The 22,533-nt window shown below is 58.0% G+C and carries 23 protein-coding genes and 1 pseudogene; 3 read left to right on the top strand and 21 right to left on the bottom strand.

The features are described from left to right. From KBY85_RS12210 to KBY85_RS12165, 10 genes are all read right to left on the bottom strand, one after another. Positions 1–314, bottom strand: a 314-nt coding sequence (locus KBY85_RS12210) for a hypothetical protein (protein WP_254961772.1), incomplete at its 3' end; no start/stop codon positions are given. Positions 315–355: 41 nt separating this feature from the next. Beyond that, positions 356–1,390: a hypothetical protein gene (locus KBY85_RS12205; RefSeq protein ID WP_254961771.1), complete on the bottom strand. Its 1,035-nt coding sequence runs from the start codon at positions 1,388–1,390 to the stop codon at positions 356–358. A 172-nt stretch (positions 1,391–1,562) separates the two neighbouring features. Next, positions 1,563–2,900, bottom strand: coding sequence for a hypothetical protein (locus KBY85_RS12200; protein WP_254961770.1), 1,338 nt, complete (start codon positions 2,898–2,900; stop codon positions 1,563–1,565). Positions 2,901–4,052: 1,152 nt separating this feature from the next. Then, the gene (locus tag KBY85_RS12195; RefSeq protein WP_254961769.1) at positions 4,053–4,697 is read right to left on the bottom strand and encodes a glycosyltransferase family 2 protein; all 645 of its coding nucleotides are present in this window, start codon (positions 4,695–4,697) and stop codon (positions 4,053–4,055) included. Beyond that, complete coding sequence (locus KBY85_RS12190; protein WP_254961768.1) at positions 4,679–5,758, bottom strand: N-acetylneuraminate synthase family protein; 1,080 nt, start codon at positions 5,756–5,758, stop codon at positions 4,679–4,681. Before KBY85_RS12190 ends, KBY85_RS12195 begins: the two co-directional genes overlap by 19 nt. Beyond that, positions 5,733–6,620 (bottom strand): SDR family oxidoreductase, encoded by an 888-nt coding sequence (locus tag KBY85_RS12185; RefSeq protein ID WP_254961767.1) that lies wholly within the window; start codon positions 6,618–6,620, stop codon positions 5,733–5,735. The genes KBY85_RS12190 and KBY85_RS12185 overlap by 26 nt, the downstream gene beginning before the upstream one ends. A gap of 10 nt (positions 6,621–6,630) precedes the next feature. Next, positions 6,631–8,727 (bottom strand): aminotransferase class III-fold pyridoxal phosphate-dependent enzyme, encoded by a 2,097-nt coding sequence (locus tag KBY85_RS12180; protein WP_254961766.1) that lies wholly within the window; start codon positions 8,725–8,727, stop codon positions 6,631–6,633. Next, positions 8,724–9,623, bottom strand: a complete 900-nt coding sequence (locus KBY85_RS12175) for an aldo/keto reductase (protein ID WP_254961765.1) — start codon at positions 9,621–9,623, stop codon at positions 8,724–8,726. Before KBY85_RS12175 ends, KBY85_RS12180 begins: the two co-directional genes overlap by 4 nt. 25 nt (positions 9,624–9,648) lie before the next feature. Next, on the bottom strand, positions 9,649–10,668 hold the full coding sequence (gene pseB, locus KBY85_RS12170; RefSeq protein WP_254961764.1) for a UDP-N-acetylglucosamine 4,6-dehydratase (inverting): 1,020 nt from the start codon (positions 10,666–10,668) through the stop codon (positions 9,649–9,651). Positions 10,669–11,338: 670 nt separating this feature from the next. Then, positions 11,339–11,770: a polysaccharide biosynthesis protein gene (locus tag KBY85_RS12165; protein ID WP_315859991.1), complete on the bottom strand. Its 432-nt coding sequence runs from the start codon at positions 11,768–11,770 to the stop codon at positions 11,339–11,341. A gap of 118 nt (positions 11,771–11,888) precedes the next feature. Here KBY85_RS12165 and KBY85_RS15980 point away from each other — a divergent pair, with 118 nt between their 5' ends. After that, positions 11,889–12,299, top strand: coding sequence for a hypothetical protein (locus tag KBY85_RS15980; protein ID WP_315859990.1), 411 nt, complete (start codon positions 11,889–11,891; stop codon positions 12,297–12,299). A 192-nt stretch (positions 12,300–12,491) separates the two neighbouring features. Here KBY85_RS15980 and KBY85_RS12155 read toward each other — a convergent pair whose 3' ends face one another. From KBY85_RS12155 to KBY85_RS12105, 11 genes and pseudogenes are all read right to left on the bottom strand, one after another. Beyond that, complete coding sequence (locus KBY85_RS12155) at positions 12,492–12,908, bottom strand: PIN domain-containing protein (protein WP_254931966.1); 417 nt, start codon at positions 12,906–12,908, stop codon at positions 12,492–12,494. Next, on the bottom strand, positions 12,905–13,186 hold the full coding sequence (locus KBY85_RS12150) for a hypothetical protein (RefSeq protein ID WP_254931967.1): 282 nt from the start codon (positions 13,184–13,186) through the stop codon (positions 12,905–12,907). Before KBY85_RS12150 ends, KBY85_RS12155 begins: the two co-directional genes overlap by 4 nt. 20 nt (positions 13,187–13,206) lie before the next feature. After that, a complete protein-coding gene (locus KBY85_RS12145) occupies positions 13,207–13,557 on the bottom strand; it encodes a type II toxin-antitoxin system VapC family toxin (protein WP_254961763.1) in 351 nt (116 codons plus the stop codon). Between the two features lie 15 nt (positions 13,558–13,572). Further along, positions 13,573–13,821, bottom strand: a complete 249-nt coding sequence (locus KBY85_RS12140; protein ID WP_254961773.1) for a type II toxin-antitoxin system Phd/YefM family antitoxin — start codon at positions 13,819–13,821, stop codon at positions 13,573–13,575. Between the two features lie 61 nt (positions 13,822–13,882). Next, on the bottom strand, positions 13,883–14,179 hold the full coding sequence (locus tag KBY85_RS12135; RefSeq protein ID WP_254961762.1) for a nucleotidyltransferase family protein: 297 nt from the start codon (positions 14,177–14,179) through the stop codon (positions 13,883–13,885). Further along, positions 14,176–14,589 carry a nucleotidyltransferase substrate binding protein gene (locus tag KBY85_RS12130; protein ID WP_254961761.1) on the bottom strand — a complete coding sequence of 138 codons (414 nt, stop codon included), beginning with the start codon at positions 14,587–14,589 and terminating at the stop codon, positions 14,176–14,178. The genes KBY85_RS12135 and KBY85_RS12130 overlap by 4 nt, the downstream gene beginning before the upstream one ends. Next, positions 14,589–15,743 (bottom strand): annotated as a pseudogene (gene gmd, locus KBY85_RS12125) (GDP-mannose 4,6-dehydratase). Before gmd ends, KBY85_RS12130 begins: the two are co-directional and overlap by 1 nt. A 94-nt stretch (positions 15,744–15,837) precedes the next feature. Next, on the bottom strand, positions 15,838–16,077 hold the full coding sequence (locus KBY85_RS12120; RefSeq protein WP_254961760.1) for a hypothetical protein: 240 nt from the start codon (positions 16,075–16,077) through the stop codon (positions 15,838–15,840). 245 nt (positions 16,078–16,322) lie between these two features. Next, positions 16,323–16,562, bottom strand: a complete 240-nt coding sequence (locus KBY85_RS12115) for a Nif11-like leader peptide family natural product precursor (RefSeq protein ID WP_254961759.1) — start codon at positions 16,560–16,562, stop codon at positions 16,323–16,325. A 185-nt stretch (positions 16,563–16,747) separates the two neighbouring features. Beyond that, positions 16,748–17,206 (bottom strand): dual specificity protein phosphatase, encoded by a 459-nt coding sequence (locus KBY85_RS12110; RefSeq protein ID WP_254961758.1) that lies wholly within the window; start codon positions 17,204–17,206, stop codon positions 16,748–16,750. After that, positions 17,206–18,273, bottom strand: a complete 1,068-nt coding sequence (locus KBY85_RS12105) for an SLBB domain-containing protein (RefSeq protein ID WP_254961757.1) — start codon at positions 18,271–18,273, stop codon at positions 17,206–17,208. The genes KBY85_RS12110 and KBY85_RS12105 overlap by 1 nt, the downstream gene beginning before the upstream one ends. A gap of 165 nt (positions 18,274–18,438) precedes the next feature. Between KBY85_RS12105 and KBY85_RS12100 the strand changes: the two genes are divergently transcribed. Further along, positions 18,439–20,862 carry a polysaccharide biosynthesis tyrosine autokinase gene (locus KBY85_RS12100; protein WP_254961756.1) on the top strand — a complete coding sequence of 808 codons (2,424 nt, stop codon included), beginning with the start codon at positions 18,439–18,441 and terminating at the stop codon, positions 20,860–20,862. A gap of 8 nt (positions 20,863–20,870) precedes the next feature. Next, positions 20,871–22,533: hypothetical protein (locus tag KBY85_RS12095; RefSeq protein ID WP_254961755.1), on the top strand; the 1,663-nt coding region annotated here is incomplete at its 3' end.

Below are 22,533 nucleotides of genomic sequence, written 5' to 3'. Positions count from 1 at the left end.
TTGAATTCTGCATTGGAAAAAGAATAATGCGAGTTAAGGCATAATAAACGTTTGAATAGACTATGCAAATGCTTTGCAATGAGCGCTCTGCAGAAAAGACCACTTAGGGCATAGACAGGAATCAACGTTTTGGGATGTGTCTTAATATCAAGTATCCGAGCAATTCCGATTGCAACAGTGGGTGCGATATACGCTATCAAGTCTACATTGGGTGAAAAGTACTTATCGCCAAGCAATGATGGTCTATCAGCATCATTTGCTACGACGAGTAGATCAGCTATAGGGAGAACTGAAATAGGCTTCCAGTCAAGCAAGGAATTTTGCAATATTCTTGCTATCAATTTAAAGTTGCTAATCATTTCCTGTAAAAGCGAGGGTACATGGAATAGGGGTGGGAATTACTTGAGAGAAACGAAGAGAGATTAAAAAAGGTTATAAAAATAAGAATATCGAGAGGTGCTGCAAAAAGAATTGGCTCGGAGAGTGATCGAAAAAGTATTGCCAAGACAAGTATTAATCTCGAGAAAGTAATTCGTTCTAAAAATTTAAAATTTAGATGTCGAGCAGCTAGCGTAATGACTGCAAGCATATAAAAAATACCAAATAACCTGTGTGAATTCAAGAAGGAATTATGTGGATTGCCGTTAAACGAGCGATGAAACAAAAGACTTGGGCTGTCGTTTCCGAATATAGTTGAGAATAAATCTAGGTTTTGGAGATAGTTTTGAACTATAGCCACCCTACTTTCGTCATGCGTTAATGATGCAAAGATATTAGTGGAATGAGCATCAAATCTGATCTTGGAATAGGTTTCTACAGTAGTCTGAATATTGAATAATGGAACCAGAGATGCAAGCATGCATATTGAAAACAATAATAAAATGGGCCAAAGCTTTATTCTATTATTTAGAATAGGGGTTAGGGAGTCAAATATGAGATTAATTGCAAATGCTGAGAGGATGAGGCAAGATGTAACAATTGAACCTCTTCCATAGCCGAAAAAGCATAAGTATAGGGCGATTGCCGAGATGACAAATTCTTTTGATTGCCAGGAAGACAAATTTATCAGATAAAAACATACTAGAATAACTAAAACTGTTGTATATCCATTGGAAGAAACTCCCTCTATGATATTCTCATAATTATAACCCGGCTTGAATCCGGTTGTGAAGAGATTTATCAACATTATCGCTTCAAGACCTAGGATAGACATGAACAATCCACGATTACAAATAACTGGTGCATCCACAAGAATCGATGCAAGGATGAAAGAGATAAGAAGAAAGAATGAATACAAAAAATACCTTGCTGAATCATAGCTTACAGAATTGATTGTTGATATGAGCAAAAGTATAAGCGCAGAAGGAATTAAATAGGTAGAGAGGGTCAAGCGAATTGTCTTTCTCAAATTTAACATTATAATCGCAAACGCCAGCAGACCATACAAAATACCAACTACCGCGGACTGTTTAAGCGCAAGTGTAGCGCATATTGGAATAAGCAAATGCAATAGTACTTTATTTAGCATATTAAAGAAATTTCTGATTGAATAAAAAAACTTTTTAATGAAAAAATATCAATAAAACAATTATTGATGGTATCAACGATTGTAGCATTGGAGGATTGACTGAAAGAATTCTCTTCACAAACAGGACACCTAGGAAAGAACGTAAGAAGGCTTGGCTGAGGAATATAAGTGATGGCAAGTAAATCATGTTCTTAAGCTCAAAACAAAGCAAAAAAGGGATTGCTGTGCTTAAAACATATATTGTGGTTATATACTTTGTTTTTCCCAATAGCAAAAGATAGTTCTGACTGTGAAACCAAGCATAAGAACATAGATAAGATACGGACAAGATTACCAGGGATCTAGTTGCAAACAAAATATCTAGTTTTGGCAGATGTAAAAATATACTAATATAATAGGGCAATAGACTTGTGACAAGAATGACAATACCTGTCAGAGCTACAGCTAAATTATTAAAAAAAGTACTTGACGCTTTTTCAGCACCTGCAATGCCATCCAAGCTATATGTTTGATAGAAGTATGGAGACCATGATTGATTAAAAAGGGTTGCAATCACACCTGAAACTGAAGAAATAGAAAACATGGCGCTAAAGATTGCCGTCCTGATGGGATCATATAAGTATGTTGATAAATACATTATTCCAAATCCTGAAAGCCAGGATGCTATACTTGATGTAAGACTATAGAAAACTGTCTTGAAGGTTGCAAAATTAAAAAGCTTAAATTCTCTGTACTTAATTGATAATTTGTAATTGCTCAGAGAGGCTGTACCGATAAGAGCAATGAAGGCTAATGCGCAAAGAAATACAGAATATAAAGCAGGATGATTTGTTAGGGCAGCTAATAAGAGGGATCCCCCAGGTATAAAAATATTAAGAATAAGATTAATGGCTGCGGCCTTTATCCTGCGACTATTAAGATTGTTGTATGTCACCTCTGCATTTAGGGCTAAATAAACAATCCCATAGCCAATTAGGCAGGTTGATGAGAATAAGCGCAGGTTTATGTCAGTCTCGAAGGATAAAAAGGGTGGGATAATTATTGCTAATGCAGCCAATGTTGCAACAAGTACTGAGACCAGGTGCTCTTTTGCTATGGATTGTTTACCTTCAACATAAGGGGTCTTGGAATATATTGCAGGAATTAATATTTCATTCACGCCACTTGAGGACACGGTTTGTACTAGTGGCTGAAGAGAATATAGCTTTAGGAAGTTTAAATATTCAGATGGTTCAAAAGCCCGCAATGCTAAAAATACAAAAAGGAATGATGCAGCACGAGAGGCGGCTAATGACGCTACAAAGAGTGAATCAGCATTAATGAATCTTTGAAAACTTCGAATCTTCAGAATACCTCTTTGCGAGATTCGCATAGCAACTTCACTGCTTGAGGTCTTAACGGGCAGGTATACGGGGAATTACTTCAAAGAATAATACTGGCGACCGAAGGAAGTCTAAGTGCTTGAAGCTGACTCGGGATGGTTCTTAATAACAGAGATAGGCGTGGGAGAAAGATCCAAGGCGGTGGGCAGGTGCGCAGTCTTTAGATATATGCTCTTCCAGTAAAGATGCCACATCTCAATCATGACAAGTTCAAACCGTTATCATGGGCATGGAGTCACAGATTCGTCGTTGCAGCGTGGACGTCAAGACTGATATCCGAAGGCATATGAAATCTCCACATCACCAGAGAGTAGCAGAAATCTCTCCGGATCTGGGCTTCCACGTGTTTAAGTTTTACAAGTTCTGAATGGCCTGGTACCTGGAGTGGGAGGTGGTACTGGCTAGACAGAAGGTTCGCGAGGGATGGAGTCTGTCGACAAACTCACGGTGGTTGTGGAGAGCTTCGGCCTTAATGCGACGGAACTGATTGGATGTTGCCGGAGGCGGGGGGTATTCCTTAGCGCGTAGTCCGTTGGCGTCAGAACGCCCAGGAACCAAACGCCCAGCCTCTGCTCACTATGACCGAAAGAAAGATATTCAGGAAGGGAACTTAAAGGATCAGCAGCAATTCGAGCGTCTGCAGCAGGAGCTAGGAGTCCTCAAATCCTAGTCCAGACCGAGGGGCAGCAACGACAACTCGTACTCGGAGTCGTTGTTTCGAACGGTCAAATACCAACCGGATGACCCAAGACTGCCTATCCGCGGCCATGAAGAGGCCTGTGCATGGGTGTTGGTTTTATTGGACTGGTGCATCCACAGGGACCATAGAGATAAACGGTTCTTGGCCCCCCAGCAGCGGCACAGCGGCCAATGCTTCGTAATCTGTCGTCACCAGGCAACGCTCTACGAGGCGGCACGTCAGCTACGACCACGTCGATGAAGTCTCGACACCCGCTGCTGGCATCAAGAGGAGGAGGTCTGGATCAATCCACCGCCTCCTGAAATCAATGCCAAAGGGGCTTCATTGCTGATGGCTACCTGATCGGCAGTAAGAGTGTCATCTTTCCTAACAGTCACCGAAACAAGCCAATAGTGCTTTCAAATCCGCTAACTTCAGGCGCGTTTCGTTTCACCTCTGCATTTCAAATCCGGATAATCGAGAGTGCAAGCGCACGCAAGATACGCAAGTTGGCTCGCCACACGCGACCAAAGCGCGGGTTGTCGGCCCGATTCCTCACCTCAAACGGCACCTGTTCCAAGCGGAAGCCACGGGCTGCAGCGAACAGGGTGAGTTCAGTACCGATCGAGCCGTAGCCATCGAAGTGCCCACGCGCGGCGTAAACGCTGGCGCGGTATGCCTTCATGCCGCACAGTGGATCGCAGATGCCATAGCGCAGCATGGTGACACAGGCGAAGATGTGCTCGGCTAGGCGCGCACGCTTGCTCCGCACCCCGATTACGACGTCAGCACCGTTCTCAAGCAAGCGCAGTATGCGTGGCAGCAGCTCAGGGTCGTGCTGCCCGTCGGCATCCAGAGTCACGAAGGCGTCACAGCCGATGGCATATGCAGCGGCAAAACCGCTATTTAGGGCTTGATCGTAGCCCTGGTTGCAGGCGTGCGAGACGACGATTGCACCCGCGTCACGCGCAACCTGCGCGGTGGCGTCTCCGGAGCCGTCGTCGACCACCCAGGGCACACCATGGCGTCCGGCGGCTCGCACTACATGCCCGATGGTCGACGCCTCGTTGAGCGCCGGGATGACGATGGCTACTCGAGATCGGTCCATCGAAGATGCTCCCCGGCCTGCTTGGGCGCGCGCAGCGCGCGGCCGATGAGTTCGGGCAGGTGGTAGGGCTCGACAGCGTCTCTCGGGCAGGGGCGCAGCACGGTCAGGTGCTCGCGTCGAAGCACCGTGCCAGCGGGTAGCGCGGCCTGGACACGCACGGTCCGGCGCTGCAACACCACGGTCTCGCGCTCGTTGTCTTCGACCTTCTTCACGCCGGTGCCGAGCGCATTCTCTAGCTCGCGTGTGCGATCGACCATCTCACGCCAAGAGCGCGGGTCCATCGAGAACGCGTGGTCCGGGCCGGTACGGTTGACGTCGTCAGTGAAGTGCTTCTCAATGATGCGTGCACCAAGGGTGACGGCGCCGAGCACCGTTGAATGCCCTGGAGTGTGGTCACTCAAACCCAGGACCAAGTCGGGGTACATGCCGGCGAAGGTCTTCAGCACGTTGAGCTGAATGAATTTGAAGTTCTCCAAGCTCGCCGTGTAGTTGGTGTTGCACTGGAGCAGTGCAATTTTCGGGTTGATAGCGAGCGCGGCGTGCACCGCTCGTTGCACTTCGTCGGTCGTCGACGCACCGGCCGCAAGGATGTACGGCTTGCCTTTGGCCGCGATATGCTCCAACATTTCGATCCAAGTAATATCGCCCGATCCAATTTTGTAAGCTGGTACAAATGGGTCAATGTGGTCGACGATTTCTAAGGAGTAGGGGCTGGTGAAGAAGGTTATGCCGCTTGCCTCGCAGGTCTCCTTAAGGGTCTCGGTCCAATCAAGGCTGACGCTGGCGTCCTGGTAGACCTCAAAAACCGACTTCCTCCACTTAGATTGGTGCGACTGCTGACCCCCCAGCGCTCGGAAACCTGCGTCGCTGACTATTGTCGCCGCCTTGAAATGTTGAAACTTAGCAGCGTCGGCGCCGGCTTCGGCAGCAAGGTGAATGAGCTCCTTCGCGCGGTCGAGGTCTCCGTCGTGGTTGGCCGCGATATCCGCCACAAAGTAAACGGGATGGTCGCGGCCGATGAGACGGCCGTCGATGTCAAGGACGGGCTGGGGAAGGTTCACGTCGGTACTCCTCACAGGTGAGTTGAAGTTCCTGCGCTAGCAGGGGCAGGCGCATATCAAAAGCGACCTCGAAAGCGGTGCTGTCCATCCGCATGTCCTTCGGGCGATAGGTCTTGAGGAAATCTACCCGGTCGGTTGTGGTCCGCTCCATAGAGGCAGTCGGTAGATCGAGCGCTTGGGCGAAGGCAAAGGCGAAGTCGGCCTTGCTCATGCCGTCCGCTGAACCAAGGTTGAATACACCTGCAGCGGGCGCGCGGATCACGGCACTGATTGCGCGGCCGAGCGTTGACATCGACAGCGGACTGAAGCGCAGGTCGTCGAACACTTTGAGGGCCTGGCCTCCGCGCATGCCGTCGAGCAGCCAGTCGGTGAAACTTGAGCGCCCTGCGCAGCGGCTGGGGCCGAAGAAGTTGGTACGAAGAACCGTGGCCGGAACGCGAAGTGCTGCAAGTTCACCAGCGTACTTTGTCAGAGCGTAAGTGTTGGAGAGGGTGACGTCGTCCTCAAGATGCGGGCCCTCTCCGTCGTAGAGCTGGTCGGTGGAAACATGGACGAGGACCGGCGGTGAGTCCTGCAGGCTCATCCAGCTCACCAGGTTCTCGACGATTCGCACGTTCAGCCGGTAGGCCTGATTTGGCTCACGCTCGCAAGTATCGACGTTCGTGTGACCCGCCAGGTTGACGATGGCGGCAGGCCGCACCCTGTCCAGCAGCGCCCGCGCCTGGGACGCGTCTGTGACGTCTGCGCGCACATCAGCCTGAGCAAGATGGCCATGCACGACCACGCAGCTCGATGCTCGGAGCAGCGGGGAGAGTGTGCTGCCAAGCATGCCGCTGCCACCGACGAGGAGTATAGGTCTCATGTTGTGACAGTCAGTTCAAACGCTTGAAGCCGGCGTGGCAGACAGGCCCACGCAGCAGCTCTTGCAAGTCATGGAGTCCAGACTCGCAGTCAGCAACCAGCTTAAACACCGGATCCAGCGCATCAAAATATTTATCAAGCCTCTCTGGCGTATGAGCAGTACAAGCGTAGAGAAGCGTCGACGCTAGATAGCCGCGCTGCAGCATCTCTTGCGTGAGGAGGGTTTTGTATGCTAACGCATTCGGCGAAACGAAAGAGAAGCCCGCCAGCGCCGGCAGGCCGCTGGTCTCGATCTGGAGGCCGTGTGTGTTCGCAAGTTCTTGCCAGCGCCGCATCACGTTGGTGCCGATCTCGGTGATGACCTCCCAAGAGCGCTCGCGCTCCATCACTCCGAGAGTCTTAAGGGCGGCTGCAGGGCCAATGCGCTCGGTCCAAAAGGTGCTGCTTATGAAACTAATTTGAGCGGCTTCCATCACGGCGCGACGACCGATGGTTGCCGTAATGGCATAGCCATTCCCAAGAGCTTTGCCAAACATCGCCATATCCGGTTCTACCCCATACTTGAGATGCAGCCCACCAAATGTCTCCCGAAAGCCAGAGGTGCACTCATCAAAGATCAGCACAATACCGCGGTTGCTGCAAAGCTCACGCACCCCTTCCAAGAAGCCTGGATCGGGCGGTTGGGTGCGCTGAACCTCCATCTTCACGGCAGCCAACTCATGGGTGGAGGTGATTGCCTCCAGCTGATCCAGCCGATTGAAGCTGAACGGTTTCACCGTGCCGGCAAGGGCACTCGGCACGCCGTTGGGCTCCAGACCTGGAAGCAGATGTTCCTCCAGGCCAGACTTGTTCTGGAGGTTGGTGGCTAGATACCAGTCGTGCCAGCCGTGGTAGCCGCAGACGGCGACAGTGTCGCGACCGGTGGCAGCGCGAGCAATGCGGATAGCGATCGCGTTCGCCTCACCACCGCTGCGAGCAAAGCGGGCCATCTCAGCCCAGGGATGAAGCTCCACCAGCCGCTCGGCCAACCAAACCTCCTCGGGGCAATTGAGCGTGCTCATATTGCCGGCCGCCACGGTGGCCGCTACCGCCGCATCTACCTCGGGATGGCCGTAACCGAGCAGGTTTGTGCCGATCCCCATGATGCTCATATCAATCAGCTCACGGCCATCGAGATCCCACACCCGGCAGCCTTTCGCCCGTGAGAAATAGGCGGGCCACTGCTCCGGCAGGAACATCTCAGCGCGCTTGGAGAGGAGCATGTTGCCGCCGGGAATCAATTGCTTGGCGCGCTGCCAGAGCGCCTGCCCTTTACCGGCACTAGCAGAACCAGGCGATGACTGCGTTGCCACATCCTCAGCCAGAGATTTCAGAAACCCTTCATTGCGAATGGTGGCGAGATTCTTTGACGCCAATTGCGGATTAGCATCCAGATAAGAGACCACGGCATCCACACTGAAACAAGGATCCTGGGGATACAGCGCTTCGGCAATCTGCTGCACCACCTCCAGATCGACAGGGTCATCTACGGTGACTCGATAGTAAGGACGCACAGGTTGGTGGCGGAAATGCCCCCAGCGCAATCCAGCACTAGGGCTGCGCATCCATGGGGTTACATGTTCCCGCTCAGAAGGCAATCGGGCCTCCACAGCCGCGCGCTCCAACAAGGCAGCTTTGAACACTTCCGCATCAAAACCATCTGGCACGGTGAGCTGCTGTTCATCCGCACAGTTGCTCAGGTAGTCCCACTCATCATTGTGGAACGCCTCCACCAACTCATCGATCAACGCTGGATCCGCCAAGGGACAGTCGCCGGTGAGGCGCACCACCACCCTGGCCCGCTCATGGGCTGCGCAGGCCCGGAAGCGTTCCAGCACGTCGTTGAGATCACCACGAAACACGGTCACACCCGCTTGGGCGACCTGCTCAGCTAAGATGTCATCACTGGGATCGCTGGAAGTGGCAAGCACTAAGCGATCTATCCGCTTGCAGCGGAGCACGCGATCGAGCTGAAACAAAATCAAAGGCACCCCCAGCAGGGGAAGCAGCACTTTCCCTGGGAGCCGAGAAGAAGAAGTACGGGCTTGAATGATAGCAAGTGTTGTCATGCTTTGGATTGAGGCCAGCGCCGTGGGTCAAGAATCTGTGATCTGTCAAGGCTCCAATCACTCCATTCATTGCCATCCCATGGGGAGGAGTTGTGCCAAGCCTGCAATAACTGCTCCAGCTCACGCCGTGAACAGACGCCTAGAACTACGGCTTCAAGATCCTGCTGGGCACGAGCAAAGCCCAGTGCAAACTCGAGAAGTGTGCAGCCGCGATCAGCGGCCAGTTTCTCAAGCCTGGCGTGGTGCTCGCGGGCAGATGCTTCCACCCAGGCAGGCCAACTGGCTGTAAGGCTAACCAGCAACCCCTGTAGGTAGAGGCTGCGGGCATGCACCGCACAACCTTGGGCCCGGAGGCATGTGATCGTACCCTCCGCCAACAGACGCTGGTCGTACAGCGACAGAGGCATCTGCACCAGATCCAACAAATCTGGAGGGACACCATAAAGATCAGAGCTGTCATAGATCGACACTCCAAGTCTCTTCACCAGACCCCGCTGCCGCAGGCTGAGCAGCCACTCCCGTAAATGCTCTCCGCCCGGCTTGCAGAGATCCTGAGCACTGTGGAGGAGGAGCGCATCCAGGGATGGCTGACCCAGTCGAACAAGGCTACTTTTCAAGGCTTGATCCCAGACATAATGGTCATCAGCCGTAAAGGAGGGCTGACTCTGAGCAGGAAGCTTGCTGATCAGCTGAAAACCATGGCCGGGTGGCAGCGTTCGACCGAGCACAGCCTCGGCATCGCCATAAGCCTGGGCCGTATCCAAAAGAGTCAGGCCTGCTGCAGCGGCCTCTACCAGGAGCGCCCGCACCTCCGCCTCCGCCACTTGGCCGGACGTGTTTGTGATGCCGTAGGGCAGCCCAAACTGGGCGCTTCCCAGGCAGATCTTGGGTTTCATCAGCCGAGCAGGAAGGATTCAGCCATCAGACAGGGACAAAACCGGGAGCCACGTGCTCGCGGATCAGCTCACGCAGCTGCTCCACCGATAGGAATTCCGGGTTGCTACCCGAGTTGTATGCAAAGCCGGTATCCACGCTGGTGAAGCTTCGGCCGTCGCTGAGATAGCTGTCCAGCAGCCGTCCATCGCTAGGAAGGATGGCGTAGTAGGACCCCAGATCAACAGTGGTGAAGCTATCCGAGGCGGTGATCATCTCCTCGTGAATTTTCTCGCCCGGCCGAATGCCGATGATCGGCTTCTCACAGCTGGGGCCAATCGCCTCGGCCACATCGGTGATCCGGTAGCTGGGAATCTTGGGGACAAAGAGCTCTCCGCCTAGGGCATTCTCGAGAGCCCATAGCACCATTGCCACACCCTCGTTGAGTGTGATGTTGAAACGGGTCATCTCTGGATCCGTGATCGGCAGAACACCTTTCTCAGCCTTTTCCAGGAAAAAGGGGATTACCGAGCCTCTAGAACCCATCACATTGCCGTAGCGGACCACCGAAAAGCCCAGATCACGGGTGCCCTTGATGTTGTTGGCGGCGATGAACAACTTGTCTGAACAGAGCTTTGTGGCGCCGTAAAGGTTGATCGGAGCGGCGGCCTTGTCGGTGCTGAGGGCGACCACCCGATTCACGCCCGTATCCAGACAGACTTGGACCAAATTCTCTGCCCCGAGGACATTGGTATTGATGAACTCCATCGGGTTGTATTCCGCCGCCGGCACCTGCTTGAGTGCCGCTGCATGCACCACCGTGTCGATTCCCTCCAGGGCCCGCCTGAGGCGATCACGGTCGCGCACGTCACCGATGAAGAAGCGGAGCTGGGGAAAGTCCTGCTCTGGGTAGAGCTGTTGAAGCTCCCACTGCTTGAGCTCATCGCGGCTGTAGATCGCCAGACGTTGTATTTGGGGATAGCGCTGCAGAATCTCCGCTATAAACGCCTTGCCGAAACTGCCCGTTCCACCGGTGATCAAGACGCGCGAGTTGGGGTTAAAGGGCATGACAAATTCAGTGGGAGTGGGAATGGCTGTAATGTACTAAAAGGGTTGCATAGCGGCGGCAGTCATGGCAAGAAAAGAACCAGGCTGGGTGGACTTTTAACCGGAATATTGCCCCGGGGATTCAGGTGCCAGTAGATCACAGTGGGATTGTCACAAAGCGCTTAGAAAGGGAGAAACAATTTAAAGCTGCTCGGCGAATTGCTTCACAAAGTTTAATTGGATTGCCAAGTAGGTTAAAGTTTAAAATTTACAGGCGGCTAGGAGAATGTGATTATACGGCGAAGGCGCCCTCGCCGCTCAGTCTGCGCCGATAGCGCTAAAATATCTATAAGATAATACCATCAAGAGAATGTTTCGCTCCGATGGCATCAGTCTTCCAGGTATTCACCCCTGCCAAGAGGAGTTAACGATGTCAATAAAAAGCAATAACTCGGTCATGTTCGGCAGCTGTCTCGGCATCGATGCAGGTAAATTTGTGCCGTCGCTAGCGCCACTTCTATTCCTTGAAAATACCTCTGCTGTGGTCCTGGTTAAGTACCTGGACCTGGATCTGGCGGGGAGATCGCGGGCGAGTCTTAATTTTTTCAGCAATTTTCTGTCCTCCAGAGGCTGTGTACAACAGAAAATCTCTCGAAAGGGAAAGGGAACTCACTTTCTCAAGAGATAACCATCATGCTTCTCGGCGAAAATAAATCGTGGCTTTACCGTACTCAGGCACAAGTTGATGAATCAACTCAGTGGCCCTTGTTCCATCCCAGTTCTCAAGGCACTCACTCAATTCATCCAAGAGATTATTTAAAACAGCATGTTCCAGCCTGCGCTCTTTGGCCTGTCGAATCAGGGGATGAGCCGTAGGCTGATCGTTATCAGACAGCAAAAGTTCTTCATAAAGCTTCTCCCCAGGCCGCAGGCCCGTAAACGTAATCGCGATATCCCCATCGGGGTTCTTGCTATCGCGGATGCTGCAACCCGAAAGCTCCACCATCTGGCGGGCTAGATCCACCAACTTCACCGGTTCGCCCATATCCAGCACAAACACCTCTCCCCCCTGCGCCATCCCGGTGGCCTGAAGCACCAGCTCGGCTGCTTCAGGGATGGTCATGAAATAGCGGGTGATCTCTGGGTGGGTGAGGTGAGAGGGACCCAGCTCGCGATCTGCTCGCGAAATAACGGGACCATTGAAAAGATCGGGCAGCCGCAGGAAGGGGCACCCTGATGCCATGGCGGCGCAGCAGCATCTCCATCCGCGGCCGATCGGCCACATCGGCGAGCACAGGCACGAGCTCTACTCTCTCTGCACAGGCCTTGCCATGAAGATCTTGCTGGATGTGGGTTTGCCTCTGCAGCTACATCGCCAGATCCTTTCAGCTCAGCTACAGCCGCACCAACCGCTTACTGAGCTCGTCGCGGAACTGGGCCACAGTGCTCCGCAATCCATCGGCCAGCGGGATGCGCGCCTGCCAACCCAGCTCAGCCAGCCGGCTCATATCCAGCTGTTTCTTTGGGGTTTCATAGGGTTTGCTGGTATCCCAGATGTGCTGGTGCCCCAGCAAGTCTGGCGGGCGTCGCCACGCTCGACCGCTTCGTGGAAACGGCGGATCAGGGGGGGCATGGCGATGAAAACCAGTTGAGTGGGAGCTTGATCCTGGGGCCGCAGTCGCCAGGATGCTCAGCCCAGCCGTTCATCCAGCTGGAAGGGCTCTTGGTGGAACAGCGCCAGCTTCGGCATGGCCGGGTGCAGGGCATTGAGCAGCAGGTTGCGGGCCTGGCCAGGCAGGGCTTCCGGTTCGGGTCGGCCGGACCCTCAAAGTCGAGCAGGGCCATCAGGCGCAGGCAATCAAGCGCACCTGCAAAGCCTGGACGCGCTGAAATCCGGCATCACCCGTGATCATCACGGCATCAGGCCCCAGTTGCAGGCAGCAAGCTGCCTGCAGGGCATCGGGTGTACGCAGCCCATGGTTGGCGCGCAATTGGGTCGCCAGCTCCACCACAGAGGCGCTGAGCTCCACAACCAGCAGATCTGGCTGGGCAAACAACGCCTCAAAGCGATCCAAACAGGCTTGATCACCCCGCCGCAGTGGAGCCACACGACACTCCAGCAGGCTGAGGCGGCTCACGGCCAGTGGGAGATCAGGTGCCTCGACAGCAAGCTGATGGAGGGTTGCCTGGGTGGCTTCGGCCCATCGGGCCTCACCATCCACCAAATAGATCAGTGCGCTGGCATCCAGGAAGGCAATCACCAGCTGCGCTCAGTTGCCAGCTCAGCATCGATCTCAGCCTTGCTGCGCGGGCTCGTGGATGGCGGCAGGGCCAGCAGCCACTGCAACGCCGATGCTTCAGCCACAGGAGCTCGTGATGCCTGCAACTGCAGCTGGCGGTAGTGCTGCTCACTCAGCACCACAGCAGCCGATCGGTTGCGCTTCAACAAATGGACTGGTCCATGCTGCAGCGCCTGCTCAATCGCTGCAATCCCACGACGCTTGAGCTCAGCTGAGGTGAGCGCGTTCTGCTGATCCATGACACAGCGATCGCTGGAGCCTAAAGCTTAGTACCTAAAACAGTACTGGAGTGTCGAGGGCGTCGCAGTGGCACGTCGTAAGCAGGCCAATGGGCGTCCGGTGACAACGCCATCAGACTCTCGACCTGGGCCTGGGCCTGGGTAATCAACAGGTGGCCGAAAGAATCGTGGTGCACCAGAGGGAGCTGATTACGAAAGGCAGCCGGCGCCACAGGCAGCTTGCCCAGGCGGTGCTTGATAGCCACCTCCCAGATGCTGGCGACCGACACCACGCAAGGGCTTGCGGCCATCAGATCACGGGTTTCGGCGCTCAACCGGGGATCGTCGAGCAGCCACCAGAGCATCACCTGGGTGTCGAGCAGCAGGCGCATCAGCTGCTAAACATCTCAGCTGCCAAACAGCCGTGCAACCTGCTGATCCACAGCCTCACTGAAAGCGGCATCCACATGGGCTGGCACGAAAGCGGGCGAGGCAGCAGCCAGAGCTCCAGGCCGCTTCAAGCCGGTAGCCGCAGTGCAGGGCACCAACTTCACCTGAGGCTTGCCATGGCTGGCAATGATCACCTCCTCCCCAGCCAGGGCTGCTTTCACCAAGCGCGAGAGCTGGCTCTTGGCATCGAGCATGTTGACCTGCACGATCAACAACCTGCTGTTTAGCTAGCTTAGCCAGAAATGAGGCCTGAGCTGCAACCGGTCGTCATGGCTGGGTCCAGAGACAGCGGCCCACCCGCTGCACATGAGCCTCGAGCTCGACGGGCAGCTCGTGGCGCAGCACAAGATCCACCTGCCAGGGAAGGCAGAGATCATCCACGGCGTTCAGCAGCCGCAGTCGATCGCGGTGGCTCAGCTGCGGGGCCTCCAGGCAGAGATCAAGATCAGAGCCTGGCTGCTCACGCCCCATCGCCCGAGAGCCGAACAGCCAGATGCGCTCAACCTGCGGCTGTGCTGTGAGCACGGCCAGGAGCCGGTCTTGCGCCTGTGCCGGGATGTTCATGGAGCCTCCTCCTGAACCCGTTGCTCCAGCCTGCTGCGTAGCTGCTGAAAACAGGGCAAGTAGCAATCGATGATCTGAGCCGCAATGGCATCCGCCGTGGCGCGGTTGTAGGTGTGACTGGTGAGATTGCGGTCTTGAAGCATCAGCATCCAGGCTTCGCCCTGCTCGATCAGGCCCAGACGGAAGGCTTCGCGCAGGGTATCGCGCGATCCCAGCAGGGAGACATCGCCCTGGCTGCGAAGTAGATCGCGCAAGGTGTTCCAAGCCAGTTCATAGGTGTATTCAAACGCCTTGATCAGCCCCTGCTGCTCGCGTTCATTCAACGCCGGAGGCTCCAGGAAATCTTCCAGGCGATCCAGAGCCTTGCAGTAATTGCTGAAGCGCTGCTGCCAGCGGATGTCCTCCGCCATCAGCCCACGCCAGCTGCGTTGGTAGGTGGGTTTTCCATGGAGCCCACCACCGCGAAGCCCTTGCGGCGCAAAAGGGCTTCCTTGGCAGCCTCTTCTTTATCGGTGGCAACCATCTCTGCCACCAATTCCTCCAGGGTGGTGGTGGGCGTCCAGCCCAGCTTCTCGCGGGCCTTAGTGGGATCACCCAGCAGGGTTTCCACCTCCGCCGGGCGGAAGTAGCGCGGGTCGATCCGCACCACCACTGCTCCTGTGTCGGCTCGGCGGCCGGTTTCCTGCAGGCCTTCTCCCTGCCACTCCATCACGCCCCAGCCCAGCTCACCGGCCGCCAGCTCAATGAAACGCCGCACCGATTCCTGCCGTCCCGTGGCAATCACGAAGTCTTCCGGGGTGCCGGGCTGCTGCAGCATCCGCCACTGCATCTCCACATAATCCCTAGCGTGGCCCCAATCGCGCAGGGAATCGAGGTTGCCCATGTAAAGGCACTCCTCCAACCCCTCATTGATGCGGGCCAGGCCGCGGGTGATCTTGCGGGTCACAAACGTTTCGCCGCGCCGCGGCGATTCGTGATTGAACAGGATGCCATTGCAGGCATACATCCCGTAGGCCTCGCGGTAGTTCACCGTGATCCAGTAGGCGTAGAGCTTGGCCACCCCATAGGGGCTGCGGGGGTAGAAGGGCGTGGTTTCCTTCTGGGGGATTTCCTGCACCAGGCCGTAGAGCTCTGAGGTGCTCGCTTGATAGATGCGGGTTTTGGCGCTGAGGCCCAGCATCCGCACTGCCTAGAGGATGCGCAGGGTGCCAAGCGCATCGGAGTTGGCGGTGTATTCCGGCGCCTCGAAGCTCACCGCCACATGGCTCTGAGCACCCAGGTTGTAGATCTCATCGGGCTGCACCTGCTGGATGATCCGGATCAGGTTGGTGCTGTCCGTGAGGTCGCCGTAATGCAGCACCAGCCGTGGATCGCTCTCGTGGGGATCCTGGTAGAGGTGATCGATGCGGGCCGTGTTGAAGCTGCTGGCCCGGCGCTTGATGCCATGCACCGTGTAGCCCTTCTCCAGGAGGAGTTCCGCCAGGTAGCTGCCGTCTTGGCCGGTGATGCCGGTGATCAGGGCAACGCGGCCAGTGCAAGTCACGAGCGTGGGGCTGGAGGTCATCGGCTGGGGGAAGGGGCTTGAGGTGGAAACGGTGGCAGCGTTGGCGTTGGCGATGCCAAGTCGCTCAAGAACAGCATTAGAGGAAATGTGGTGCTCACGCTTCGAGCAGATCAAACAGTGCCGCGTTGCTGAGGTGTTCGCTCTCGATGGCCAAGGGCCCCTCCAGGCGCGGCAGGGTGTGTGCCAAACGTTTCGAGACGGAGCCGCTGGGCGTGGCGTCGAGGCCCTGCTCCACGTAGCTGCGCAACAACTGCTTAAGAGTGAGGCGCTCGGTGGAAGCACGGGCCTTCAGGCGCGCAAACAGAGGATCTGGTAGCTCCAGGGTGGTGCGCATCACAACCAGGCAGCGATGTGAGCATTTTAGTGCGCACAGGCTTTTGTCTCCAGCGCGGCCACCGCCACCATGGAGTAGCTGCGGTGGGTTCCGAGCCTGGCAGGAGGGTCACACCTATCCTGCAAAACGTGCAATTCGGCGCGAGAAGCTCGAACGCCTGAATTGCACTTGCCGAAAGGAACAGCTCGGCAGAGCCTAATATATCACCTGAACATGTCAGGCATGAAATATTTTGTTGCCCAGCATCATTTGCTGATCTTCGCATCACGCTCAAACCAGTCGCGACGGTAGCTGGTATCCCCATCTAGCCCATTCCAGGGAAAGCAAACGGCTCTCAGCTCCCGCGCCGCCCAGCGCAGCTCTCGGGGATCCAGCGCCAACCCCTCAGCCTGCGCCAAAACCAGCAGGGCCGAAGGCCCAGCACAGGCTCTCACCTGCTCCGCAAACGCAGCATCCTCCGAGCAGCGCCCCACGAACAACTCCAATTCCGCCGACCAAGGAGATGGCTCACTTAAACCAACCTTAAACATCGAAGGAAAATTCTCTATGGTTATTTTAGCGCAAAAAGTTTTTATTTGCCAAAAAATGCTTACGCAAAATGCAATTAATAATCAAAATAATTTCACATAAACTACTTCACACCGTCAAGCGAGGCATTCGATTGGCCCTTTCAGAGCCAGGCCAGCAGGGCCAGCTGGCCTGGCAGCGGATTGGTACCGGGATGCACCTGCATTAGGTAGTCGAGAGCCCTCTGGGGTGTAAGACCCTGCCGGCGCACCAGCCAGGCCAGGCACACCAACGGTGAGCGCTCCATCGCCGCCACGCAATGCGCATACACCGGCCCCGTGGCCCGCAGCTCAGCCAGGGCAGCCAGGGCCTGCTCCAGCTCCGCCAGCTCCGGCAACCGCTCCACCCGGTGATCGGGCAGCACCAAGCGCCGGCATTCAAATCGTGCGGCAAGACCCGGGGGGGGCGGGGCCTCCGCTTCGCTGCAGAGGCTCAGCACAGCCCTCACCCCCTCCGCAACCAGGCGCTCAAGATGGCGCTCAGCCCGGGGTGCCGGGCCGACCGCCAGCTCCTGCACCAGCACCCAATCCACCCGAAACCGGCTCTGCCCAGGTGCTGGCATCAGTTCTTGTTGATCAGGTCCACCAGGGCCAAGACGTTCACCAAGCCCGTGAGTGGGGTGCTCACCGCCCCGATCGCGTCGCTGGCCACCGCCATGCCGCTGCGGTTCACCACCACCGTGTCGCCATCGCGCAGGGGCGGGTTCTTGATGTTCGAGGCCCCCTGGCTCAGATTCAGGGCAAACCGCTGCCGGGTGGCCGTGCCGTTGCGGTTGATCCGCACCAGCTCCACATTGCCGGTGCTGGCTCGCCAGGTCTGGGGGCCACCAGCCGCCAACACCGCCTGCACCAGGGGGGTATTGGCCTGCAGCGCCACCGTGCCCGGCTTCAGCACCTCACCGATCACGTTCACCCGGATCTCCTGGGGCGACAGGTTGGCCGCCGCCAACTCCACCGCCTCCGCGGCTGGCTCGCTGGATTTGGTGATGCGGATCGTGTCACCGTCAAAAAGGAACGGGTTCTGTTGCTGGTCGCCCTCCAACAACAACGCCATCAGATCCAACCGAGCCTGCTTGTAGGCGGGGGGATCGCCAGGCATTCGGCGCTGCAGCACCACCTGGCGTAGGTCGGCCAGCTGCGTAATCCCTCCGGCCTTCTGAATCGCATCCACCACCGTGGGCAAACCGCTCACCGTGAGGCTGGGTCCCCCTTCCGTCTGGGTGGTTTCACTGGTGGTGAGGGAATACAGCCCTGGGCGCTCCACTTCTCCCACTAGTGCCACCCGGATCGGCCGGGGCTTCACCACCCGCAGTTGCAGCTCCGGGCGCAGCAATTGCTTGCGATACAGCGAGGTCAACCACAGGCTGGCCTGGGACAAACTCAGCCCGGTGAGCCGCACGCTGCCGATCAGCGGCAGCGACACCGTGCCGTCGTTAAGAACATCCAGGTTGCCCGAGAGTTCTGGAGCATCAAACAGCTTCAGATCCAGCAAATCACCGGGGCCCAGTAGATAGCTGTCATCACTCAGTGCGGCCGTAGTACCCAGTGGACGGGCGATCGGTTGGCCGGTCGCCGCAGGGGCCGCCAGAAGCGCCGGGGTGGTGGCCCACACGAGGGTGCCCGCCGCCATCAGGCCCAGCAGACGTGCCGGATGGCGAAGATGCCGCGCCAGATGCACAGAAATGAATCAATTGGCGCAAGTGTCCCATAGCTGAGCCGCCCTTCAAGCTCGGGGATTAAAGTTAAGGAACAGGACATTGCTGATCACTTGTCGAATCTGATCGCCCGTCCCGGCATGAGCCCCTCGCCCCTAGCTGATCCAGCTGTGCGAGTGGTGCAAGTGAGTGAACTGGGTAGCCGCAGCCTGGCCGCAGACGACGACAGCATCGATCTCTCCGAGCTGTGGCGAGCCCTGAAACGGCGCCGCAAGCTCGTGGCCCTCACCGCCGGCATGGTGGTGGCCCTGGCCGCCCTGATCACCGGCTATCAGCGCCTGTTTCGCCCCGTCTACGAGGGGGGCTTCCAGCTGCTGATCAGCGATCCGATCAGCGACGACAACAAGGGCCCCGCCGCCGGCGCCGAAGCCCTAAACAACACGATGTTTGCCGAGCTGGCCCGCAACACCACCAGCTCCGACATCCCCACCCTGATCGAGCTGCTCAAGAGCCCGTCCATGCTGGCGCCGATTGCGCGCCGCTTTGGCACCACCAGCTCCAAGCTCGCCGACCGGATCAGCATCGCCAGCGGCGGTAGCCGCCAGGAGAAGGCCGAAGGGGTGCTCACCGTGGAGCTCACCGGCCGCGACCCCCAGGAAGACAAACGCCTGCTCGAGAACCTCAGCAGTACCTATCTGCAGTCCGCCCTCAACCAGCGCCAGCAGCGCCTGGCCGATGGCATCCGCTTTCTCAACCAGCAGGCTCCAGCCCTGGAAGCTCGCACCGCAGAGCTGCAGAGCGAGCTGGCCACCTTCCGCCAGCGCCACAGCCTGCTGGAGCCGATCACCGAGGGGGGCGAGCTCAAAACCCAGATCAGCAGCCTCGAAGAGCAGCTTGCCAACCTGCAGGCAGAGCGGGGGCGCCTCCAGAGCGTGCGCCAGGGCATCGAGGCCGGCACCCTCACCGCCCGTAGCTTCGAAGAGGCCATCGGCACCGGCCCCAGCACCAGCGGCGCTGGCAACACCAACCAGGGCCTCTCGGTGACCGGCACCAACCAGATCCTGCTGCAGGAGCTCACCAAGGTGGAGCAGCAGCTGGCCGAAACCCGCTCCCGCTTCAGTCCCAGCTCCTCAATGGTGCGCGGACTCACTGCGCGCCGCAACGCCCTGCTACCCCTGTTGCGCAGCAACCAGCTCGAGGCCGTGGATGCGGCCCTCTCGCTCAATGCCAACCGCCTCGCCACCGCCCAGCGCCAGTTGGCCCTGCTGGGGGGCCGCTTCCAGCAACAACCAGGCCTGATCAAGCAATACGAAGCCCTCCAGCAGAAACTGGAGATCGCCCAGGAGAACCTGGCCGGCTTCATCAAAACCCGCGAAAACTTCCAGCTCGAGATCGCCCAGCGCACCGTGCCCTGGAAGCTGATCGCCCCCCCGGAGATCAATCCCAACCCGGTGAAGCCCTCGGTGCCCCGCAACCTCGCCCTGGGTGTGGTGCTGGGTGTGGTGGCCGGGGCCGGGGCCGGCCTGCTGCGCGACCGGCTCGACCACGTATTCCACAGCCCAATGGAGGTCAAAGACGACCTCGGCCAGCCCCTGCTGGGCCACATCCCCCACGTGGCCTTCTTCAAAGGCGTGCGGGAAGACAAGCGTTTCCTGCTGCAGGAGCTGGATGCCTCGGTGATGCCCGGAACCGGCGCCGCCAGCTTGTCTGGATACCAGCGTTTCTTCTACCAGGAAGCCCTGCGAAACCTCTACACCTCCCTGCGCTTTCTCAATTCCGACCGCCCCCTGCGCTCGGTGGCCCTCACCAGCTCCCTGCCCGCCGAAGGCAAGAGCCTCACCAATGTGCTGCTGGCCAAAACCATCGCCGAGATGGGCCAACGGGTGCTGCTGGTGGATGCCGACCTGCGCAAACCCCAGATGCACCATCGCCTAGGGGTGAACAACCTCACCGGCCTCTCCAACCTGCTCACCGAAGACCACCTCGACTGGCGCCAGGTGGTCCAGCCGGTGCTGGGCTACGAGGGCTGGAGCGTGCTCACCGCCGGCCGCCGGCCGCCCGATCCCACCCGTCTGCTCAGTTCAGCCCGCATGCACCAGCTCGTGAACGACCTGGCCTCCAGTGGCGAGTTTGATCTCATCCTCTACGACACCCCCCCCGTGCTCGGGCTCGCCGACGCAGCCCTGGTAGCAGAACAGATCGATGGCCTGATGCTGCTGGTGAGCCTGGGGCGGGTGGATCGCGGCCTGCCCAACGAAGCCATCGCTCGCATCCGCAGCGCCGGCGCCCAGCTGCTCGGTGTGGTCACCAACTCCATCACGGAAGACAGCAACACCAACACCGCCTACGGCTACGGCACCCAATCCAAATATGGGTATGGGTATGGGTATGGGTATGGGTATGGGTATGGGTATGGCGGCTACGACACCCGCAGCGCCTACGCCTATTACGCCGACACCGACGCCGAAACAGAAAAACAAGCCAGCGCCCCCGCCCCAACCCAAACATTGGGAAATCAAACCACCCAGCTGCGGCGCCGTTTCCTGCACTGGCTTGATACTTGAGGCCCAGCGTGCCCATCTCCCGCCGCTGGCTCCTCGCCTTGATGGCGCTGCCTCACCCAGCCCTCGCCCTGGACTGGCAGCCCGCCCAACCCCAGCCGGCATCGCCGGCATCCCCACAGCTCTGGGCAGTGCCCGCAGCCACCAATGGCGCCCAACCGCCTGGCTGGGAGCCCGTGTCTCCCAGCGATCCCCTGCCCTCTGCCTCCCCCCTGCCCTGGCAACCGGTGCCAACCGCAGAGGTGATTCCCCCACCGACTGATACCGAGCCCCTGCCGTCGCCCCGAAGCCTGGCCGAGGTGCAGGAGTTGCTCAGCAGCCAGATGCCCGGCTGGGACGACTACCTGCCCCTGCTGCGCCTGGGCCAGCTGCCCACCACGGCCTTGGTGCCCGAAGCCCTGGGCCAGCTCAGCTTTCAGCAGGTGAGCCCCGGCAACGGCGGCGCCGCAGGCGGCTCCGGCAACCAGAACTACGGCTTCCGCGCCGACTACGGCCTCACCCCGGCCCTAATGGCCTCCGCCTACTACACCTACGCCGACGACCCGCTCTTTGCGCCCATCCCCAGCCGGCCCTCCCAGCCCGCCAACCTCTGGACCGTTTACGGCGGCAGCCTGCGGGCCCGCCTCGCCGGCCATGGAGAGGGCGCCGGCAGCTGGGTCCTCGCCGCCGAAGGAGCTCTCGAGCTCTTCACCGTGGGCAGCGGCTGCGGCGGCACCGTGAGCTGCGATGACGCCGGCACGCCCAACATCTTCAACGACTCCGGCCAGGCCGTATTCACCCGCAACTGGGTGGGTGCCCTCTCCTTGCCCCTCTCCTGGCAGGCCAACCGCAACCTGCAGCTCTCCTTTGTGCCAGCGGCGAGCTTCCTGCCGGACTCCCAGGGGGCCGACCAGGGCGGTGGCGGTGAGTTTTACGGCACCAACATCAGCCTGGGGGTGGGCGCCAGCTACCGCCTCGGCAACCAGGTGCATCTGTTTGGCTCGGCCATGCTGCCCCTCGGCCCGGGCAACAACGCCTTCGATGGCGATCTGGTGTATTCGCGGGTACCGGTGCTCTCGGTTGGCGCCAACATCGCCGTCAACCCCCGCATCGGCCTAGAGGCCAGCATCACCAACGGCTTTGGCCTCAGCCCCGCCACCGCCATCCTGGCCCTGCCCAGCGCTCCGTCTGAGCCCATGCTCAGCGCTCGCTTCGCCTGGAATCCCGGTGCGCCCGATTCCCCCAGCCCCCGCTACACACCCCGCCAGGCCTCCCTCGCCCTCGGTGGCCTCAGCGTCAACACCGCCCTCACCCCGGCCGATGGCACCACCCAGGCATGGCTCAATGGCGACAGCCGCGGCAACCTCTTTGCCGGCGCCGGCTACTCGGTGTCCAACGACTTCCAGTTCCAGCTGGCGGCCGGCGTGTTTAACGGCATCGAGCCCCGCAATTCCTTCGTGAACACCTACGCCGGCGACGGTGGCCTCAACCTGCGCTTCGGCGGCAAGGCCATGGTGTTTCGGCCCAGTAAGAAGCTGCCCCTCTGGGCCGCCGGCCGCATCTCCCTGGGCCGCAACGAAGACGAGAGCAGCAAGCAGGGCTACCTCTTCTTTGAAACCATGAACACCTGGGAGGCAACCCCAACGCTGGCCTTCCACCTCAACCCCAAGCTCGCCCTGAACGGCGACGGCACCA

This window comes from Cyanobium sp. BA5m-10 (assembly GCF_024346255.1).
GTDB lineage: Bacteria > Cyanobacteriota > Cyanobacteriia > PCC-6307 > Cyanobiaceae > Cyanobium_A > Cyanobium_A usitatum.
Note: the sequence above shows the minus strand (reverse complement) of the source record. Positions and strands in the feature narration are given on the sequence as shown.

Coding starts and splice junctions, on each gene's coding strand:
- KBY85_RS12165 (WP_315859991.1), bottom strand. CDS start 11,770: ATGACCATCCCTGAAGCAGCCGAGCTGGTGCTTCAGGCCACCGGGATG.
- KBY85_RS15980 (WP_315859990.1), top strand. CDS start 11,889: ATGGCGGCGCAGCAGCATCTCCATCCGCGGCCGATCGGCCACATCGGC.
- KBY85_RS12185 (WP_254961767.1), bottom strand. CDS start 6,620: ATGAGACCTATACTCCTCGTCGGTGGCAGCGGCATGCTTGGCAGCACA.
- KBY85_RS12200 (WP_254961770.1), bottom strand. CDS start 2,900: ATGCGAATCTCGCAAAGAGGTATTCTGAAGATTCGAAGTTTTCAAAGA.
- KBY85_RS12130 (WP_254961761.1), bottom strand. CDS start 14,589: ATGGCGGAGGACATCCGCTGGCAGCAGCGCTTCAGCAATTACTGCAAG.
- KBY85_RS12195 (WP_254961769.1), bottom strand. CDS start 4,697: ATGGACCGATCTCGAGTAGCCATCGTCATCCCGGCGCTCAACGAGGCG.
- KBY85_RS12120 (WP_254961760.1), bottom strand. CDS start 16,077: ATGCGCACCACCCTGGAGCTACCAGATCCTCTGTTTGCGCGCCTGAAG.
- KBY85_RS12110 (WP_254961758.1), bottom strand. CDS start 17,206: ATGCCAGCACCTGGGCAGAGCCGGTTTCGGGTGGATTGGGTGCTGGTG.
- KBY85_RS12175 (WP_254961765.1), bottom strand. CDS start 9,623: ATGAAACCCAAGATCTGCCTGGGAAGCGCCCAGTTTGGGCTGCCCTAC.
- KBY85_RS12180 (WP_254961766.1), bottom strand. CDS start 8,727: ATGACAACACTTGCTATCATTCAAGCCCGTACTTCTTCTTCTCGGCTC.
- KBY85_RS12105 (WP_254961757.1), bottom strand. CDS start 18,273: ATGGCGGCGGGCACCCTCGTGTGGGCCACCACCCCGGCGCTTCTGGCG.
- KBY85_RS12150 (WP_254931967.1), bottom strand. CDS start 13,186: ATGGATCAGCAGAACGCGCTCACCTCAGCTGAGCTCAAGCGTCGTGGG.
- KBY85_RS12145 (WP_254961763.1), bottom strand. CDS start 13,557: ATGCGCCTGCTGCTCGACACCCAGGTGATGCTCTGGTGGCTGCTCGAC.
- KBY85_RS12135 (WP_254961762.1), bottom strand. CDS start 14,179: ATGAACATCCCGGCACAGGCGCAAGACCGGCTCCTGGCCGTGCTCACA.
- pseB (WP_254961764.1), bottom strand. CDS start 10,668: ATGCCCTTTAACCCCAACTCGCGCGTCTTGATCACCGGTGGAACGGGC.
- KBY85_RS12100 (WP_254961756.1), top strand. CDS start 18,439: ATGAGCCCCTCGCCCCTAGCTGATCCAGCTGTGCGAGTGGTGCAAGTG.